Origin of the sequence: Sulfobacillus thermotolerans (assembly GCF_039623705.1) — a bacterium.
GTDB lineage: Bacteria > Bacillota > Sulfobacillia > Sulfobacillales > Sulfobacillaceae > Sulfobacillus > Sulfobacillus thermotolerans.
The window spans coordinates 2,531,462-2,549,829 of sequence record NZ_CP133983.1 but is presented as its reverse complement, the minus strand read 5'-3'; the positions used below and the strand labels follow the sequence as shown (position 1 = coordinate 2,549,829).

Genomic DNA, 18,368 nt, shown 5'->3' with positions numbered 1-18,368 from the left:
TTCTCTGTATCGTCTCGTTCGCGGAATATCAGCTCTCAGCAGATACCGTCATGCGGCGGATTTGCCGCAAACATAACGGCGTCAATGCGGTCATCATAAAGGCCACCCCGGCCACCATTTCCACGGGGTGAAGGCCCCAACGGTTTGCACAAGGAATCGCGACAATTTCTCCCACCGGAATCAACATATATGCCCCTAAATCGTCAAAAGCCATAATCCGCGACAAGACTTCAGATGGCATCCTTTGCTGCAGTGTCGTATTCCATAAGACCTCCGACACCGACGCCCCAAAGCCAGCCATCAAAACAGATCCCAGCAAATAGGACAGCGAAAGTCCTTGTCCCAGCACCATCATGGGAAGCCCCATGATGGCTGCCGCCATCATAGCCGTCCGCAATGGATAAGAAATTCTAAGGCGCCACATGAAAAGACTCCCCAAAAACACTCCGAGAGCTCGCATGCTCAATGCAACACCCCATCCGGTAGCGCCAAAGGTATCTTTAGCGTAAATGGGCCCTAAGACTTGCCAAGTTCCCATCTGCAACGCATTCATGATGGACCATGCCCCGGTCAGGGGCCATATCCACTCACTGTGACGGAATGTATCCCAGCCCTGCCGAACCACGATTGCGATAGGATCATGATGGCTGACAACGTGAGACGGCAGATGCACACGCGACATAAACACCGCACTCAAAAAAAAACTACTCGCATCTATGACAATGGCCCAGCCTCCCCCGATGGTTGACACAAACATCCCTCCCGCTATTGGCCCCACCATGCGGGCCACGCCACGCACCGCATTGAGAAGGGCATTGGCATTTTTGATCTCTGGAACGTCGACTAACTCCGGGACAATGCCGCGCATAGCCGGGCCTGTAAATGCCTCAAGCACCCCATTTACGATAGCCAAAAGGATAATCCACGCGGGATCGGAATCGGTCAATACCACCGCGGCAATGGCGGCTTGGGACAAGCCAGCTCCCATATTACCTAGCATGATTAAACGATCACGCCGGTACCGATCGGCAACACTGCCACCCACAAGTAAGAAAAGAGTATGGGGAAGCAACTGCGCAGCTAAGATATACCCCAGCAGCTGTGGCCCGTGGCGGGACTGCAACACGGCAAAAGCCAGGGCAATGGGCGTCATCGCACTACCAAACAGAGAAAGCATCCGGCCCATAAAGAACCAACGAAAAGGATCCCGGGATAATGGCCCTTTAGCCAATGTCCACACGTTTTCATTTCCTCTCATTCACGGTTTTCCGGCCGGATGCGAACATCATAAGGAAAATGTCGTGGAAAGAATAGACTTATAGTTTACGGTCGTTTATACTCATAGTATAAAAGCGCGGTAGAGAGTCCGCTGTTTTTTTGACCTCGTTTCGCAATCTCTGATCCGAACTCTTCTCATATATTGAGCATATTTTCTCGGTATCTCACGGAAATAAATCGAGCTCTTTTGATAAGGTAGGCCATCTGATTTTAGATGGCAACGACTTTCGTCCGCGGGAATACATGCATCCAGAACTATCGATATGGGCACAATGAGTGAACAAGGTCTTCAGAAAAAAAGCCCCAAAGCTTAAGCAATCAATGCAAAAGCGTGCGTCGCTTAATGTTCAGACGCACACCTTCTATGTTTGGGTTAGTCAACAACACCGTTCGCGAACGGGCTCACTCCATGGCTGCTCCACCATTAACCGGAATATAAGTGCCGGTCACAAATCCGCTATCGTCGGATACATACATCGCTATAACGCGGGCGACATCGATAGGTTCCGCAACGCGCCCTAATGGCGTAGTTTGGGCAACATGCTCCAAGAAGGTTGGCGATTGAAAGGCTGTGGCTTCGGTGCGAACTAATCCAGGTGAGACAACATTCGCTGTAATCCCTAAAGGACCATATTCCGTAGCGACGTAACGCGCAAATTGCGTCAATGCTGCTTTGGCCGTCCCGTGGGCTGCCATTCGGGGCGCCGTGTGTTTGGATAGGCCGCTCCCAACATAAACAATACGGCCTGCATGATGGCGCGCCATGAGCGGGATGACGGCTTTGGTCATGAGAAAGGCTGCTTGTAATTCATCATTAAGCTTTTGCTGAAATTCCTGCCATGTCATATCATCCAATGATTTCATCGTAAAAGGCATGGCCGCATTACTCACAAGAATATCGAGGCGTCCCCATTGCTCATCAATATGTCGTACCATGCGGTCAACGTCATCAACCTGGCGCACATCCGCAGGCCACGCCACCGCACGGCCTCCGTGTTCGCGAATGGCACGGACGGTGTCTTCTGCGGCGTTAGCATTATTCACGAAGTTCACAATTACTTCAGCTCCCCGCTCTGCAAGCAAGAGGGCCGTCGCCCGCCCAATACCGCGACTTGCTCCCGTGACCAATGCGACTTTTCCTTTCACATGAATCTCCTCCTTGTCATGCTTAATGAAAACGACGCAACATCCTTTCGGCGTAGACAGCCCCGATGACTTCGTGCCCATAAAAGTGTCCTTGTCCCGATGCGTCTAAGCTAAGACATTCAGGCTTGCCAATGTCATGGAGTAGACCCGCAAGTCGTAATACTTCAGACGAGCCGTGAGCCGCCGTCGCAAGCAAATGTACATGGACTGGATACGCGTGGTGACGATTATGTTGCGCAAATCCTCGGGTTGCGGCCCATTCCGGCCATACCAAACTTAAGAGCCCCAGCATATCAGCGGTGCGCAGCGCATGATCAAAGTGCGGGGTGCCCAATAACTTCCACAATTCATCGCGCTGCCGCTCTGGGCTTATCCGCAACACCCAAAGACCATTCTGCTGAATCTGATTTTGCGTCTCTGGGGCCAATGTAAAGGGCTGACCTCCATGGTCTTTCCCGACAAACCTTACGGCGCGCCAGATTCTCAAAGGATCTTCACGCAACCGGACTGCGGCATCACCCACCGTCTTAATCACACCATTTCTGAGGTCCGTCTGCCCTTCAAAGGGGTCGACCACTTGGCCATCAATACTCATCGCCAAGGCATTCATCGTAAAATCGCGACGAGACAGATCGTCTACAATATTATTGCTAAATTGGACGTCGTCTGGATGACGACTATCTTTATACGCGCCATCAAGGCGGAAGGTGGTCAGTTCTACCGGCCAATTGGGATAAGCAGGATGTCGCAGTGTCACGGTGCCAAAAGCCGCGCCTGTCAAGATGGCCTGCCATCCCTGCAAATGGGCCCAACGGATTACCTCAGCGGGCGGGCGAGCCGAAGCAAAATCGTAGTCATGAGGAATCTCCCCCAATAACAAATCCCGTACGGCTCCCCCCACTAAAAATGTCTGGCTTTCTTGGGTCAACGTTTGCCAGATCACACGGATAGGTTGAGGAATCTTAGTGAGCAATTTCCTCACCTCCTCACTAATCATGATCTTCTTAAACACCTAGGCGTTCATTATACCGCCTGCCATCACCGGATATTCTCGCACAATCATAAAACAGCAGCCCTTAGAAAGGCTGCTGTTTTATGATTTTCTAACCTAAAACTAGACTTACTCCTTGGCATCCGAGTTCTTGGCACGCGGCACCGTGACCCCATCAATAATGCCGTAGGCCTTGGCTTCCTCAGCGGTCATCCAATAATCGCGTTCCAACTCCCGCATAATCTTCTCAAGCGGTTGGCCGGTGTGCTTCGCTAACACGGCCGACAATTGTTCACGGGTCTTCAGCAATTCTCGCATGGAAATTTCAACGTCTGTCACTTTTCCCCCCATGCGTTGAACCGACGGCTCATGTACCATAATCTCGGCATGCGGCAACGCATAACGTTTCCCAGCCGCGCCTCCCGCTAACAGCACCGCTCCCATACTAGCGGCCATGCCCACACAAAGGGTAGAGACATCAGGCTTAATATATTGCATCGTATCGTATATGCCCATCCCAGCCGTGGTGGAACCGCCAGGCGAATTAATATAAAGGTGAATATCCTTATCGGGATCGTCACTCTCCAAGAATAAGAGTTGAGCCACCACGAGGTTTGCCATATCGTCATCGACGACCCCGGCTAAAAAGATAATGCGCTCTTTAAGCAACCGTGAATAGATATCATAAGAGCGTTCTCCCCGGTTGGTCTGTTCGACCACCATGGGTATTAGCGGCATGTTCATTCCCCCCTATGCTTGACACTATGTATTGAGCGCCTTCTAGATACGAGCAAAGAAAAGCCTCGCTGCCTCACCCTTTCAGAAGAACATATCCCCATGGCTTCCGTCAATAGTTAGCTCCTCTGCAAAGCTCCTCCTATAACCGGCGTTCCAAGTAGCGGACATCAGGACGCGGATTATCATTATAGCGTGGAATCTCATAGAAACCCAACGTCCGGTAGAGATGAAGCGCTGCCGTCAACGATTCTAATGTATCGAGACGCATCCGCTCATAGCCAAGCGTTTGCCCCAATTCCATAATTCTTTCGACCAACTGGCGTCCTAGACCGTAACCACGACAAGAAGGACGGACATACAGACGCTTCATTTCACAAATGCCTTGTTCCAACCGTTTTAGGGCAACGCACCCACATGCGTGTTCCTTGTGGAAAGCAAGCAAAGCCGAGCCGGAAGGACGCGCATAAATATCCGCCAGTTTTTCGAGTTCTGCTGAAAAGTTTTGAAATTCTAGAGAAAAGCCTCGAGTATTGCCGTACTCTTCAACCAGTTCGCGAAATAATTGCCACTGTCTCGCGCTATGTACCTCGTCTACTTCAATTATTTATATAACCCCCTTGGCTTTCGCCACCTAATAACCTCGCTCCCGATCTACAACACCCTCTAAGGGTTCTCCTCCCAAGAAACGCTTTAGATTGCGTAAGAAGAACGCGGCTACCTCCTCATCAACACTGGGGCCGGAAATATGGGGCGTCACCACCACGTTGGGTAACCCCCACAACGGATTATCCAGCGGCAATGGTTCGTCTTCAAAAACATCTAAGATGGCACCCCCAATATCTCCCCTGTAAAGCGCTTGTATGAGGGCGGATTGATGAATTACTCGCCCACGGCCCACATTAACAATTATGGCATGGGGCTTCATATACCCTAATATCGTGTCATCGACAACCCTTGCGGTCTGAGCACTCAACGGCAAGGCCAGTACCAAATAGTCCAAATCTTGTACAAACTGTATCCACTGCCGATCATTAAAGGCACGGTCAACAAGCCCTGCGACAGGTTGATGACGACTGAGTCCCACCACCCGCATGTCAAAAACGCGGGCTTTGCGAACAATTTCTTTCCCAATCGACCCGAGTCCCGCAACGCCTATGGTGCGTCCTTTTAAAGAATCCACAGAAAACCCCTGCCATCGCCGCGCGTGCTGCAAGCGGCGTGCTTCTGACAAGTTTCTTACGTGGTACAAAAGTTCAGCAAAAACATACTCCGCAATGGGCACACCAAACTGGCCCACAATACGGGTCATGAGTACTTCCGGCCCAATATGAGGATTCACGACAATATCCTCGACGCCAGCTCCCATACTTTGAATCCAGCGCAAATGGCGTGCGGCAGCATAAAGCGGTGACGGCAATCGCCATGCAAAGACAATTTCGGCTTCCGTTATCGCTTTTTGTGCGTCATCTGCATGAGATGCCGTTACCACACGTCCCGGACAATCGTGCCTCCTTAGATAGTCCGCAATGGGTTCAGGATTCTGATTGTATACCAATATCAACGGATCACGCATATCCATTCTCTACCCCTATCAAGACCGTAAAGTCACATTGCTTGTTTCAGGAACCAATTGCCAATAGATGCCATATATTATCCAGCGAATGGGAGAGCTCCCATTCCTTAGCAAAGAGATGAACAGTGAAAGGAAGGTCGTTCTCATGGCCAGTGTTAGCCCCGGTCCTTGCCCAGATACCGGATGCCCTCCAACAACGGAAATTGATTGCATTGTCGTAGATAAGGTGTATGACTCCTGTTCACAGACCATCACGACTACACAAACATTTCTGCCATCTGCCGTTTGCCCCATTTCTTCCTGTGCGATAGATCTGTCGACCTCATCGTGCACAGTGGGTGCCGTCACACCAACCAGCGCTACTGATTACAACAATATCACATTCATCATTTCCGTTGACTATTCTGTCACCTGCACCTCTGGAGTAACCCTGCCGGAAACCGCCGTCATTACGCAAAACGTGACGTTGTATAACCCCAGTGGCACAACGCCATCGTGTACGATACTCTCAGGAGCCTGCACGTGTGTCAACCTGCCAAACGGTGACATCAGCTGCACATTAACCTTGTGCATGCTCTTTCAGACCACCGCTACGGTTCAATTATTGATTCCGACTTACGGCTTCTGTGTCCCGCCCGTGTGTCCGCAAGTCGGTCCCGTACTAGCTTGCCCGCCCAGTCCCTTATTTCCGCCCCAGGCAAGTTAATACATGCGGACGCTTACTTTACCTAAATAATGGAACTACAGGGAAATTTGCTATGACAGAACGATATCTGGCAAATTTCCCTTTTTGTTCCACATTGTGCGAGCGCAAACACCCATTTGCCATTTGCCCAAGGTCCCCTCATTCCCCTACTGTACAAGAGATTTGATGTGCCTAACTATGGAGACGGAGGTTAACATTCATGAACTATTTTGCCGCTTTACTGCTCGCCGCTGGGCTTTCAACCCCTTTAACTATTCCTTCAGCCGTGACGACCATACATATCGCCAAACCCGCTACGCCCCCAGTCACAACAACAAGCATTCAAGCTGGCATTGCTACGCCTTTTCCGGTCGCTAGCGTCCAAAGCGCATACAAAACCATGGGACAAGCGCAATATGCCATAACCAGCACCCCTCCCATCAAAACGACCGAAGTCGCCCCAGCACCCGCGCCTGCCGTCGGCTTATCATCGCAAGCCCAACAAATGATTGACCTGATTAATCACGCTCGGCAACAAGCCGGCCTTTTACCTTACACTGTCAACAATACCTTGATGGCATTAGCACAAGAACGGGCGCAAGCACTTAGCAACGGTCCCTTTACGAGCGACATGGTCCCTTACGGCTGGCCTATCCAAATGGAAGAAGCCGCTGGCCTTAGGGCGCAAGGCATGGGCGCAGAAAATATTGCCGAGGCCAGCACGGTGACCCAAGCCTTTTCGCTATTAATGGCATCCGCACCCCACCGAGCCAATATCTTAAATCCGTATGAAACCCAGATCGGGGTCGGCGTTGTTCCGTGGGGGTCTGGCGTGGCCATTTCTGAACTTTTCATGGGGCCAAACCTTAGCACTCAATATTGACGGTTTGACCTAAAATTTTTCCTTTATCTGTCCTTTGGACCCGTTCTTGACGTTTGCAGCCGACGGAATTTTGTTACGAATTAAGGGCAGGCAGCCAACTGCCTGCAAAAATTATCCGGAAATTTATGGTTTTGCTGTATCAATTTGGTCACCGTTAGCCATACCAGCGAATAGAGTAATCCCGGGTGAAAAAAATGAAATCTTGGGGTATCTCAGTTGATCCCGTATCACCAGACCTTACCAATAGCGCAGAAAACCTGCGTCAAGCTCTCACGTCGTGGCACATCTTACAACCCTCCAACAGCGCCGCCCTAAATCTCCAGCTTGTTATGGGCCCCTTTGCCATTTTATCCAGTGCTGTTGCTACCCGCTATACTCGCCAAGCGGCGCGGATATTAGGGATTTTAACTCATTGGCCAAGACAACGCAGCCCGCGGTGGAATAGCCACACCCTATACCTGCAGCTCGACCCTACGACCGTATCAACCGATACGCTATCTCGTGTGGCTTGGGGACTTTTCTTATGGGCAGCGGCAAACGACCCACAAAACCCGACCCTAACGCCCCTGTACCTGAAGCGCTCGGTCGAGCCAGTTGCATCCACGCCCGCCGCGCTCCCCATCCCTCACGCTCCCATTGCCGCGTCGGCAGTGGCGAGCCAACCTCTAAAAAGGCCCCATGTCACGGGATATCCTTCTGCCCCGCCGCCACGGGCCGCCGCAACATCTCCTCGCCGCGGGTGACATTAAAGAACCTCTTGGTGGATCCAAGAGCATAGAAGGGGCGGCCCTACGCCACTCGGCAAGCGGGCCGCTAACAGATCACGTTATTAGGAGTCTACGGGTCATCACCAACGCCGATCCCTCCATACCCGGATTTCAAACGATTCGATCCATCACCAGACTTGTGCGCTATTGATCTCCGTTATGAAGCACTAATCCTGGCGCAGGCGTAATGGAAAATCGCTCCATTTCCAAATAGGCTTTGTCATGTTGACCCACAGGATCTTCGGCAAAGTAGCGTTGCAGACCGCCTTGCATCAATGCATCGTCGATCCCCGCCATAATCATCCCTTGATCAAGAACCAAGTAACGGGGCGCCACTGTGCCGGTGACAGGATTGACGGCATCATAGAACCCGTACCTCCCGTAGACGTTGTATAGGCTTTGCAGCTTTTGAATGTTTTGGAACGCTTCTTGAGGCACGAATGGCAGCGCTAAAAAGGACGCGTATGGAGTCACCGCCGTATTCGCATAGGCATTGCCCGTTCCCCCTGACCCCATTGGATAAGCACCGTAGGCTGCGTAGTTGCCAGTCGTACCGGGAACGCTGGCCGGCGACAGACCCCATACCGGGTATTTCAACGCCTGGGTCGCATAGTCGATAGAAGCCTGCGCATAATTGATGTCATTGAGACCAAAGCTCTTTTGCCCCCACGTCGACTCGGGAACGACAAGCGGAGCCATTAACGCTTCAAATTCACTCCCACCCCAGCTTGGTACATAGGTAATCCCGTCATAGGTGTAGTGCCCTTCTACGACCGAAAAAGATTTTCCAGAATACGGGTCGGTATAAGTCACTGTCGGCCCGTTTGGTACCTGGGTCTGCCAAGTAAAGTCAGCCGGAAGGGTACGCCACGTGCGCCACCACACGTCTCCGGGCAAAGTTCCCGTTCCCATGCCGACATACGCAGCAATTCGAGGATCTGTGTTAAGGTTGCCATATTCGAATGATGCCGGTCCCTCCCCGGCATAATAGCCGCCGTACATTTGTCCGGCCGTTATATTGGTGGCTTGATCGCCATTATCATAGAAAATCCCGAAATTCATGGCCTTCAACAATTTCGAAGCTTGCGGTGCTAAACCGGGAAAAGCGTTGCGGACAACAATTAAAGACGATGCGTACCAACCATTATCTACGGTAGAGATAAATTGCCCTGTCGTTGACGTAATGGGTCCTTGCCCCGGCCCATTAATAGCCGCGCCAGTATTGGTGTCATACCAACTCAACAGAAAACCGTTCCATTTTTGCAGTTTTTGAATCGCTTGCAGTTCTCGATTAGCCAACGCGTATCCTTGGTGCGCGGGAATAATATGCATCTGTGCAGCTGCTGTAATGCTCCACAAATACATCGCAATGTCGGTGGGCGACGTATACGCACCCTGAGCTGGCGCTCCTTGAAAACCCACATTATCCATGGGCAAATCGGTTTGGGGGTTCACATCAATCGAGAAAAACTTCCATGTTCTCTTTGCTATCCCCTTAAGGGAGTGTCGCTGCTGAGCCGTCAATGGTTGTCCAGCGTAGAGCATCTTTAAAGGTGGGGCCGGGGCCAAGGATTCCGACATCGGCGCTGTAACTGCAAGATTCGTTGATGGCGGGCTAGCGGCCGCAGAAATCGGAGACCAGACCAACAAACTGGATAGACCGAGGACCGCGGCTCCTGCTCCGGCGAGGGTGATCGTGGTACCTTTGCGAGACCTATGAGGCATGACAGTTCCCCCTTATGTAGTGTTCCGGATTGATGATACTTTTTCCCATCGAATCATTTCGATTCGCTAGTTATTATTCGAATACTGTTTTATTACTGTCAAGTACCAAACGTTGAAAATTTTCTCACGAACATCTTGTCGATTTGCCTAGGGTTTTTGGCGGGAATTTTTGAGTTTTCGCGTAGATCCTTAGAAAACGCGCTGATAATCACGGGTTTCAACCCCAAAAACTCCTATTATCTGAATTGATGTGATCCTTCTTTTAATTCCTAACCTATTGACATCATGATCGCTTTGCACCAAGATACTGATTGAATCGTTTCGAAGGAGGTGTCTTGTGGCTACTATCCGTGATGTTGCGCGGGCCGCAAATGTCTCCGTGTCGACGGTATCGTTATTCTTAAGCCAACCTCATCGTGTTTCGGAGGCCACTCGTGAGCGCGTGTCCATAGCAGTCGAAAAATTGCATTACCGGCCTAATGGTAGCGCGCGTGACTTGCGGACTCGGAAGACGAACACGATTGGAGTGTTTCTACACAATTTAAGTGGCCCTTTTTATTCTGAGCTTATTGCAGGAGTGGAAGAGGTTACGGATACCTTAGGACTCACAACTATTGTATCCGGTCTCTCCAAAAACCACCTGCAAGGATCTTTAAGACTGTTACGAGAGGGTCGCGTAGACGGGGCTATCGTGTTAGACCCGGCCATCGAATCCAAAGACCTGCGCAAATATGCGAGCGCGAGTCTGCCTGTGGTTGTGCTGGATAGATCCCTATCGGCCAATCTCCAATCAGATTTTGTGACAGCGGTGGCTGCGGACCATCAGGAAGGCGGATATCTTGCTGGCCGACATCTTTTGGAGATGGGATACTCTCGTTTCACGTTTATTGCAGGGCCTATTGACTCGGAGGATAGCCGGCTGCGCCACCGAGGGTTCTTCAGAGCCTTACAAGAAGCCGGGGTGGACACAATGACGGTGCCTGTTGTGCACGGAGACTTTAAGGAACAAGGGGGAGCGCAAGCCATGGCCGCTTTGTTGAATAATGGCCTGATCCCTGACGCGGTCTTTGCCGCCAATGACGAAATGGCGTTAGGCGTTATGCAAACCCTAGCCCAAAAAAATCTCCGCGTTCCCCAGGACATAGCCGTAATGGGTTTTGATGATATCCGCTTGGCGCGTTACGTCACGCCCGGGCTGTCAACCATTCATCAGCCCATGTATGAATTAGGTCGAGCGGCTATGATGCAATTAGATCGGGCGTTAAATGGCGAAACACGTATCCCGCCAATCATTTTGCCGACTACACTGGTCGTTCGAGGGTCCACCGTACCTCAGGAAAAGAAAGCAGGCGAAAATTATTATGCCGCGCCTTGACATCAATGATCAGGCATTCGAATTAGATAATCACCCCCTTTTTTTCTATGGCGGCGAAGTTCATTATTTTCGGATGGATCCGTCCCAATGGCGAGATCGTCTCGCCACGGTGAAGGGTTTAGGGATCAATGTAGTCAGCACCTACATCCCGTGGCTGTGGCATGAACCTGAACCAGGGCTTTTTGACTTCACCGGTCATACCGACCCGCGGCGCAACGTGGTAGACTTTATTGCACTAGCGGGTCAATTAGGCCTGATGGTGTTCGTCCGTCCGGGTCCCTATGTTATGTCAGAATTGCGGCAAGAAGGGTTGCCGGACTGGCTGTTAGACCTCCATCCCGAAATCATTGCACTAGACAGCCAAGGACGTCCACATCCTACCCGCATGGTCACATATCTGCATCCTACTTTTTTAAGCTTTGTCGATCGTTGGTATGCGGCTGTGAGTGAAGTGCTTGCTCCCTATTTCTCCCACAATGGCGGCCCGATTATTCTGAGCCAACTCGACAACGAAGTAGGCATGCTGCATTGGGTGACGATGATGCCCGATCAACGTCCCGATATTGAAAAGCAGTACCAAGATTTTCTGGCAAACACTGCCGGTAGCGCTCCGTATGGCCACAGTGACTACCTACAGCGAGGGGTCTTTTGGCGAGAGTATCGTGCCCAGTATTTGGCCCATCTGAGTGGACAAAGCCAGCGTCACGGTTGGCCCTCGCCCTATATCATCAACGTGCATGGATTTCGTGACTATTCTATTTATAGTCGCGGCAATGACTATCCGATCGGCCTGTCTACGATAACTTTCATGATTTGGCTCTGGCCGTCACTTATACCGCAGCAACCAATGCACCCGATGCTCCGCTATTCTCTCCAGAATTCCAGTCGGGACGATTTCAAGACCGTCCCCACATCGACCCCTCCGACCTCGATTTGGCCGCGCGTGTCAGCGTGTCGTACGGATTAAATGGGTTGAACTGGTATATGCTTGCGGGCGGCGATAATCCTGGAGATATCGGCTTGTTTGGCCCACGTCATGAATGGCAAGCGCCGATAGCCAGTGATGGCACCTTGCGTCCTTCATCTCAGGTAGTGGCTCATTTAGGTGCATTGTTTGGCACCTATGGCTCAACCCTAGCCCAAACGAAGCCAGTGACAGACATCCATATTGGGTTCTATTCTGCCTATTACTTGACAGAAAATCCCGGAAATCCCGAGCAAGCTGCTATCTTGCAAGAAATCGTATCCGAACGAGACAATTGGCATTTTGACGGCATTTACCGCATTCTCATCGCAGCGAACTTGACCGCAGAGGCTGTAGCGGTGGACAAAGAAGAGAGCGTCCTCGATCCCGAGCGCATTCCTGTACTATGGGTGGCCACTTGTCGGTACATGGATGCACGGACACAAGAGCGCCTTTCCGCCTACGTTCAAGACGGCGGTACGTTAATCATAGGTCCGCGCGTTCCTGAATGGGACTTGGCCGGGCGACCGTGCCGTATTCTCGCCGACACCTTGAGTCTTCCCAAAACCACCGCGTGGGCGCAACGCGGACTGGCAACGATTCTTGATGTTTCTTCGGTGTTCTGTGCCAATTACGGAACGCTGGCGGAAAGTGCCACAACGGAAGTATTAGGCCGCATTACCCGCGGAGAATCCCAAGGCGCCATCATTACCCGCCAATCGGTGGACGCAGGCCAAGTGGTTGTTATGGGGTGCGCACTGCCGGATTTATATCAGTACTATCATGACGTAGTCCGTCAATTGGCCCAAGCAATCGGATGCCGTCTTGGTCTCACGCTCTCCAATGCGTCGTTACACGCTACGCGACGCGAAGGGCCATCAGGAGGATTTCTATTCCTTCATAATCTAGTCGAAACCGAACAGTCTACCACGGTTTCCCTTGCTGGCAACGCCTGGCATGATGCATTGGAATGGGACGTCACCGTTCCGCCAAGGTCTGGTCTCATGTTGCCTTATAACCGAGTGGCGCTAGGCCATACGTCCATCCAGGTCATGCAGACTGACGCAGAAATTACCCTAGACGCCCAGAGTCTTGTCATTCACCGCGGGGTTCACGCGGGTCATTCTAAGCTGTACACCCAGCTTGCGAGTCAGATCGCACTAGCCTCCGGGCAAGCCACGATTGAATACGCAAATCGCCACGTCACGATCCAGTGGCAGGAAGATGGCCAGGCCCAGCCTATTATTTTGCAATTCGGCCGAAACGATTCGACTGTCCAAGATCCCTCCGTCGTCGCCGACATCTTGGCAGAGGGCAGTCGATAACCAGGTCACCATTTCGAGAGAATATTAAGGAGGCATTCCTAACCATGAAACGTGTAAAAATGGGCGCACTTGCCGCGCTTCTTTCGGGCACCAGTCTATTAGCTCTTGCCGGCTGTGGCACAACCACACCGACTACAACCGCAGCTCCCGTTAAGCAACATACCCTCGTGGTTATTCCCGGTCTGAATGGCGCCTTTGCAGATAACTTCAACCCTTATTCGTCTAGTGCATTAAGTGGTACGCTTGGCTTAATCTATCAACCACTGTTTTACTTCAACTTAGTAGGCCCCCAAGTCTATCCGTTAATAGGAAAATCCTACCAGTGGAGCAATGGCAACAAGACGTTAACGGTGACTTTGCGTCCTGACGTCAAATGGTCGAACGGGACACCCGTGACCGTTAACGATGTCGTTTACAGTTTTGATATCTTGAAGAAATTCCCCAGCTTGGACACTAGCGGTATTTGGACGCACTTAAACTCCGTAACCGCTCAAGGCACCAACCAAGTGGTGTTTCAATTCAACTCAGCCGACGTGCCCTTTGGCCAGTTCGTCTTGGACGATGTTTATATTGTTCCAGAAAAAATTTGGAGCACGTACGCCAATCCCGCCACGGTTACGAATCCGAACCCCGTTGGCACGGGTCCCTACCTTGTGGACAGCTTCACCGCTCAAGCGTACACTTATAAAGCAAACCCCTTATACTGGGGAGGCGAACCCAAGGTCAAAAAGCTTCAATACCTTGACTATTCCGGGAATGAAAGTGCGACGTTGGCGCTTGCCTCCGGTAAAATTGACTGGACTGACCTCTTCTTCCCGCACATTAATCGTGTCTATGTCAGTAAAGATCCCCAGTACAACCACTATTGGTTTTCTGTAGGCGGCACGAACATGCTGTATCCAAACCTCAAGAACCCCATACTATCCAATTTGGCCGTACGGACTGCTCGTTGATGGCCTACTACTTGTACCAGAGCTTATTGGAACCCAAGAATCCCGGCAACTTCGAACAATGGTCCAACCCGGTGACTACCGCAGCGTTGAACCAATACCGCACATCCAGTAATTTAGCTGTACAGCGTCAAGCTATTTACACCTTGGAAAAAGCTGTGGCTCAGAATCTCCCAGCTATTCCCTTGATTTACGGTGCCACCTGGTTTGAGTACAGCACCAAGTACTTCACCGGATGGCCTACGGCACAAAATCCATACGCACAGCCTGCTCCCTACAACTACCCTGCGGAGGGCATTGTTCTGACGCATTTGACGCCACGATCTTAGTTACGGGAGGCTTTTGCTATGCGTTTTATCTTAAGGCGTCTCGGGTTTTTATTGCTCTCGTTATGGGCCGCGGCAACCATCAATTTTGTGTTGCCCCGGCTCATGCCGGGCAATCCTGCCATTCTTATGATTGGCCGCTTTAAAGGGCAGATTAGTCCCCAAGCTCTGCATGCTCTCGAGCTGCAGTTTGGTGTTACACATACCCCCTTATGGAGTCAGTATCTCACCTATCTCAACAATTTAGTGCATGGCCAGTGGGGATTGTCGTTGACCTATTATCCTGTGCCGGTTTCCAAGATTATTGCAGAAAGCCTTCCATGGACCGTGGGCCTTGTCGGGGTGGCTACGGTTCTCAGTGTTTTCATTGGCGTCATGATGGGTATTTGGACAGCATGGCATCGCGGAGGAAAATGGGATGCCATCCTTCCTACCGTATCCACCTTTACCGCCGCGCTGCCCTATTTTTGGCTGGCGTTGATTCTCCTATATCTACTAGGCTACCTCTGGCATTGGTTTCCGATGGCGCATGCCTACTCCTCGAGTTTGACGCCATCATGGTCATTCGCATTTATCAGCAATATGCTGTATCACGCCATATTGCCTGCCTTGACCATCATCATCAGCTCCATTGGGGGGTGGTTGCTTGGTATGCGCAACAATATGGTACAGACCTTAGGCGAAGATTATGTTCTCTTCGGGGAAGCCAGAGGTTTAAAGTCGAACCGCCTCATGTTCCAATATGCGGCGCGCAATGCGATATTGCCTAGCATGACAGGGTTCGCCATGGCCATCGGGTTTGTAGTGGGAGGCGCTTTGCTCACCGAAGTGGTGTTCTCGTATCCCGGGCTTGGATATCAACTGTTAGCCGCGGTCCAAAACGAAGACTACCCTCTCATGCAAGGTCTATTCCTTATCATCGCCTTTTCGGTGCTGGTAGCCAACTTTTTGGTCGAGCTATTATATGGCAAGTTAGATCCCAGAACTCGGGGAGGTGCATCGCATTGAGCCAGGCAGCGCATAACGATCCCCAACCACCCGTCATCATGACGCCGCCCCACCGCAGTAGTCGTTGGAAGGAATGGAGTGGCATTATCAAGCGGGATAAGAGACCTCTCGTCGGGATCATCATTCTGTTGATATTTATTCTTGGGGCGATTTTTGCACCTTGGCTCACGCCATATAGTCCATCGTCGACAGAGTTTACCCCATTAGCGGCGCCAAGCTGGCATCACTGGCTCGGAACCACGTCGAGTGGTCAAGACGTCTGGGCGCAGTTCCTTTACGGTGGTCGTATCTCGTTGTCGGTAGGATTTTTTGCAGGGTTTATTGCCACCGCACTCGCTGTCATCCTTGGCATGTTGCCCGCATATCTCGGTGGATGGATTGACACTGTTATGGCGACATTCACCAATATCATGCTGGTCATTCCGGGATTACCGTTGCTCATCGTCATCACGGCCTACGTGCACCAAACCGGGCCAGTAACCATTGCTCTCGTCATTGGATTAACCGGGTGGGCTTGGGGTGCACGTATTTTGCGAGCCCAAACCCTATCACTGGCGCGGCGTGATTTTGTCATCGCTGCACGGTTAGCGGGCGAAACACAATGGCGCGTGCTCATTGGGGAGATCTTGCCGAATATGCTCTCCCTGGTGGTAGCCAACCTCGTGTTTGCCACAATCGCTGCTATTTTAGCCGAAGCCAGTTTAGAGTTTTTAGGTCTCGGCAACCCTACCGTCATTACATGGGGCACGATGCTCTATTGGGCCGATGCAGGGCAAGCCTTGCTAAACGGCGCATGGTGGTGGATTGTGCCTCCCGGGTTAGCGATTGCTCTCGTTGGTCTCAGCCTTTCGTTAATTAACTTCGGCGTTGACCAAGTCTCAAATCCCCGTTTGCGCCTCAACAAAGTCAAAGTCCCTAAATCGCGCAAAGGAGCATCGTCATGACTGAGGCCCTCGTGGTGGATTCGCTCCACGTCTCTTATATCACCCAAAGCGGGCTGGTACCAGCCCTGCGGAATGTCTCGCTTAGCATTGCCAGCAACGAAATTCTTGGACTCGTAGGAGAGTCTGGCAGTGGGAAATCAACCATGGCGCAGGCGGTTATGCGGCTGCTCAAACCCGATGTCGCGACCGTCGACGGCCGCATCCTGGTTGACGGACAAGATCTCTATCAGCTGACGCCCGAAGAATTGCGACTGACGCGGTGGCGCAAAATTGCTATGGTGTTTCAGAGTTCTATGAACGCCCTTAACCCTGTCTTGTCGATTCAGGAACATTTTGCGGATACGATGGAAGCCCACATCCCCGGTATCACGCGTGACGAAATTCTTAAACGCACCGCCGATCTCCTAGAACAGGTGCGGCTAGATCCCGCTGTCGCCCGCAGTTATGCGCATGAACTCTCTGGGGGCATGCGCCAGCGTGTGGTGATTGCTTTATCGCTCGCTCTCGATCCCAGTGTCCTGATAATGGACGAGCCGACCACAGCACTGGATGTTGTCGTGCAGCGTTCGATTTTGGACGAAATCGCCGCGCTCCAAAAACAGCGCCAGCTTGCGGTGTTGTTTATCAGCCACGATTTCAACTTAGTTTCGGGTTTAGCCAACCGAATTGCGGTAATGTACGCCGGAGAAATCATGGAAATTACCGACCGCGGCATGGCTTTGGAAGACGCCCGCGAACATCATCCCTATACCCAAGGGCTCATGCGAGCCGCTCCCCGTTTGGTGGGCACCAAGGTGAGCATTGAAGGGATTCCTGGCGAACCGCCGGACATGACACAGCTGGGCCCCGGCTGCCCATTTTTTGACCGTTGTCCTGAACGCCTGCCCATGTGCCGAACAACCCCCTTACCCTCTAAAAGCGGACGCGTTTATATTCGTTGTCATGCGATGCCAGATCCCGTTGTTGAGAAGGTGAAAAGGCCATGAGTGCTAAGATTCTCGTATCCACCGATCATGTTACCGTGCGGTTCCCGCGCCCAGGCGCCCCTGATCTTGTGGCATCCCGGGCGGTGAGCTTGCATATTGCCACACAAGAAACGCTGGGTCTTGTGGGCGAATCAGGGAGCGGCAAAACAACCATGGGACGTACATTAGTTCGGCTGTTGACGCCAAGCGCGGGCACCGTATGGTTTGAGGGAAAGGATGTTACGCATATTCACGGGTCCGCTCTGATGCGCTACCACCGCAACGCCCAGATGATTTTTCAAGACCCGTTTGCCTCTCTCAATCCTTTTCATACGGTTGGCCATCATTTAGCTCGCCCACTCGCCCGCCTGCGTCATCTCAAGGGCCATGAACGGCAAGAGGCGCTGGATGAACTCTTAACCTTGGTGGGATTAACCCCCAGTGCGGTCTTTCGGGAAAAGTATCCCCATGAACTCTCCGGTGGTCAAAGGCAGCGCGTGGCCATCGCCCGCGCGTTAGCAGGCGGTCCTTCCTTTATCGTCGCCGATGAACCGGTGTCCATGTTGGACGTGTCATTACGCGCCGAAATCTTGACCTTGCTAGAGTCGTTACAATCCCGCAGAAATCTGTACAATAGGCGCATAAACCCTTATACTGCTTGGCAAGCCAGACTGTCATTGAGAGCCAGGCGTTAATCGACTAGTGATGGAAGGATAGGGGCCTTT

The 18,368-nt window shown here is 51.8% G+C and carries 18 protein-coding genes; 11 read left to right on the top strand and 7 right to left on the bottom strand.

Going from position 1 to position 18,368, the window contains the following annotated elements; translation table 11 throughout:
- Positions 1–28: 28 nt before the first annotated feature.
- From ORD20_RS13225 to ORD20_RS13200, 6 genes are all read right to left on the bottom strand, one after another.
- Entirely contained in the window at positions 29–1,240 is a 1,212-nt protein-coding gene (locus tag ORD20_RS13225; RefSeq protein ID WP_430626257.1) for an MFS transporter, read from the bottom strand.
- Between the two features lie 440 nt (positions 1,241–1,680).
- Positions 1,681–2,424 (bottom strand): SDR family oxidoreductase, encoded by a 744-nt coding sequence (locus ORD20_RS13220; RefSeq protein WP_103375187.1) that lies wholly within the window; start codon positions 2,422–2,424, stop codon positions 1,681–1,683.
- A gap of 22 nt (positions 2,425–2,446) precedes the next feature.
- A complete protein-coding gene (locus ORD20_RS13215) occupies positions 2,447–3,397 on the bottom strand; it encodes an HD domain-containing protein (protein ID WP_430626256.1) in 951 nt (316 codons plus the stop codon).
- A gap of 147 nt (positions 3,398–3,544) precedes the next feature.
- Positions 3,545–4,153 carry an ATP-dependent Clp protease proteolytic subunit gene (locus ORD20_RS13210; RefSeq protein ID WP_103375185.1) on the bottom strand — a complete coding sequence of 203 codons (609 nt, stop codon included), beginning with the start codon at positions 4,151–4,153 and terminating at the stop codon, positions 3,545–3,547.
- 139 nt (positions 4,154–4,292) lie between these two features.
- Entirely contained in the window at positions 4,293–4,631 is a 339-nt protein-coding gene (locus ORD20_RS13205; protein WP_369825245.1) for a GNAT family N-acetyltransferase, read from the bottom strand.
- 153 nt (positions 4,632–4,784) lie between these two features.
- Positions 4,785–5,726 carry a D-2-hydroxyacid dehydrogenase gene (locus tag ORD20_RS13200; RefSeq protein WP_103375500.1) on the bottom strand — a complete coding sequence of 314 codons (942 nt, stop codon included), beginning with the start codon at positions 5,724–5,726 and terminating at the stop codon, positions 4,785–4,787.
- Positions 5,727–6,631: 905 nt separating this feature from the next.
- Between ORD20_RS13200 and ORD20_RS13195 the strand changes: the two genes are divergently transcribed.
- Positions 6,632–7,294 (top strand): CAP domain-containing protein, encoded by a 663-nt coding sequence (locus tag ORD20_RS13195; protein ID WP_103375183.1) that lies wholly within the window; start codon positions 6,632–6,634, stop codon positions 7,292–7,294.
- A 194-nt stretch (positions 7,295–7,488) separates the two neighbouring features.
- Positions 7,489–8,037, top strand: a complete 549-nt coding sequence (locus ORD20_RS13190; protein WP_146039016.1) for a hypothetical protein — start codon at positions 7,489–7,491, stop codon at positions 8,035–8,037.
- Between the two features lie 168 nt (positions 8,038–8,205).
- Here the strand turns inward: ORD20_RS13190 and ORD20_RS13185 are convergent, their stop codons facing one another.
- On the bottom strand, positions 8,206–9,786 hold the full coding sequence (locus ORD20_RS13185; protein WP_242968434.1) for a glucoamylase family protein: 1,581 nt from the start codon (positions 9,784–9,786) through the stop codon (positions 8,206–8,208).
- A 337-nt stretch (positions 9,787–10,123) separates the two neighbouring features.
- On the opposite strand from ORD20_RS13185, the gene ORD20_RS13180 reads away from it, so the two are divergent.
- From ORD20_RS13180 to ORD20_RS13140, 9 genes are read left to right on the top strand one after another with little or no spacing between them, the layout of a single operon-like run.
- Entirely contained in the window at positions 10,124–11,161 is a 1,038-nt protein-coding gene (locus ORD20_RS13180) for a LacI family DNA-binding transcriptional regulator (protein WP_103375182.1), read from the top strand.
- Positions 11,148–12,128: a beta-galactosidase gene (locus ORD20_RS13175; protein ID WP_430626255.1), complete on the top strand. Its 981-nt coding sequence runs from the start codon at positions 11,148–11,150 to the stop codon at positions 12,126–12,128. Before ORD20_RS13180 ends, ORD20_RS13175 begins: the two co-directional genes overlap by 14 nt.
- 17 nt (positions 12,129–12,145) lie before the next feature.
- Complete coding sequence (locus tag ORD20_RS13170; protein WP_430626724.1) at positions 12,146–13,450, top strand: hypothetical protein; 1,305 nt, start codon at positions 12,146–12,148, stop codon at positions 13,448–13,450.
- 44 nt (positions 13,451–13,494) lie between these two features.
- The gene (locus tag ORD20_RS13165; RefSeq protein ID WP_430626254.1) at positions 13,495–14,403 is read left to right on the top strand and encodes an ABC transporter substrate-binding protein; all 909 of its coding nucleotides are present in this window, start codon (positions 13,495–13,497) and stop codon (positions 14,401–14,403) included.
- Positions 14,403–14,729: a hypothetical protein gene (locus ORD20_RS13160; RefSeq protein ID WP_430626253.1), complete on the top strand. Its 327-nt coding sequence runs from the start codon at positions 14,403–14,405 to the stop codon at positions 14,727–14,729. The genes ORD20_RS13165 and ORD20_RS13160 overlap by 1 nt, the downstream gene beginning before the upstream one ends.
- Positions 14,730–14,747: 18 nt before the next feature.
- Positions 14,748–15,734, top strand: coding sequence for an ABC transporter permease (locus tag ORD20_RS13155; protein ID WP_103375179.1), 987 nt, complete (start codon positions 14,748–14,750; stop codon positions 15,732–15,734).
- Positions 15,731–16,678: an ABC transporter permease gene (locus tag ORD20_RS13150; protein ID WP_242968432.1), complete on the top strand. Its 948-nt coding sequence runs from the start codon at positions 15,731–15,733 to the stop codon at positions 16,676–16,678. The genes ORD20_RS13155 and ORD20_RS13150 overlap by 4 nt, the downstream gene beginning before the upstream one ends.
- A complete protein-coding gene (locus tag ORD20_RS13145; RefSeq protein ID WP_103375178.1) occupies positions 16,675–17,664 on the top strand; it encodes an ABC transporter ATP-binding protein in 990 nt (329 codons plus the stop codon). The genes ORD20_RS13150 and ORD20_RS13145 overlap by 4 nt, the downstream gene beginning before the upstream one ends.
- Entirely contained in the window at positions 17,661–18,338 is a 678-nt protein-coding gene (locus tag ORD20_RS13140; protein ID WP_430626252.1) for an ATP-binding cassette domain-containing protein, read from the top strand. The genes ORD20_RS13145 and ORD20_RS13140 overlap by 4 nt, the downstream gene beginning before the upstream one ends.
- Positions 18,339–18,368 lie beyond the last annotated feature (30 nt).

Coding starts and splice junctions, on each gene's coding strand:
- ORD20_RS13175 (WP_430626255.1), top strand. CDS start 11,148: ATGCCGCGCCTTGACATCAATGATCAGGCATTCGAATTAGATAATCAC.
- ORD20_RS13195 (WP_103375183.1), top strand. CDS start 6,632: ATGAACTATTTTGCCGCTTTACTGCTCGCCGCTGGGCTTTCAACCCCT.
- ORD20_RS13170 (WP_430626724.1), top strand. CDS start 12,146: ATGCTTGCGGGCGGCGATAATCCTGGAGATATCGGCTTGTTTGGCCCA.
- ORD20_RS13210 (WP_103375185.1), bottom strand. CDS start 4,153: ATGCCGCTAATACCCATGGTGGTCGAACAGACCAACCGGGGAGAACGC.
- ORD20_RS13160 (WP_430626253.1), top strand. CDS start 14,403: ATGGCCTACTACTTGTACCAGAGCTTATTGGAACCCAAGAATCCCGGC.
- ORD20_RS13200 (WP_103375500.1), bottom strand. CDS start 5,726: ATGCGTGATCCGTTGATATTGGTATACAATCAGAATCCTGAACCCATT.
- ORD20_RS13165 (WP_430626254.1), top strand. CDS start 13,495: ATGAAACGTGTAAAAATGGGCGCACTTGCCGCGCTTCTTTCGGGCACC.
- ORD20_RS13145 (WP_103375178.1), top strand. CDS start 16,675: ATGACTGAGGCCCTCGTGGTGGATTCGCTCCACGTCTCTTATATCACC.
- ORD20_RS13140 (WP_430626252.1), top strand. CDS start 17,661: ATGAGTGCTAAGATTCTCGTATCCACCGATCATGTTACCGTGCGGTTC.
- ORD20_RS13155 (WP_103375179.1), top strand. CDS start 14,748: ATGCGTTTTATCTTAAGGCGTCTCGGGTTTTTATTGCTCTCGTTATGG.
- ORD20_RS13190 (WP_146039016.1), top strand. CDS start 7,489: ATGAAATCTTGGGGTATCTCAGTTGATCCCGTATCACCAGACCTTACC.
- ORD20_RS13185 (WP_242968434.1), bottom strand. CDS start 9,786: ATGCCTCATAGGTCTCGCAAAGGTACCACGATCACCCTCGCCGGAGCA.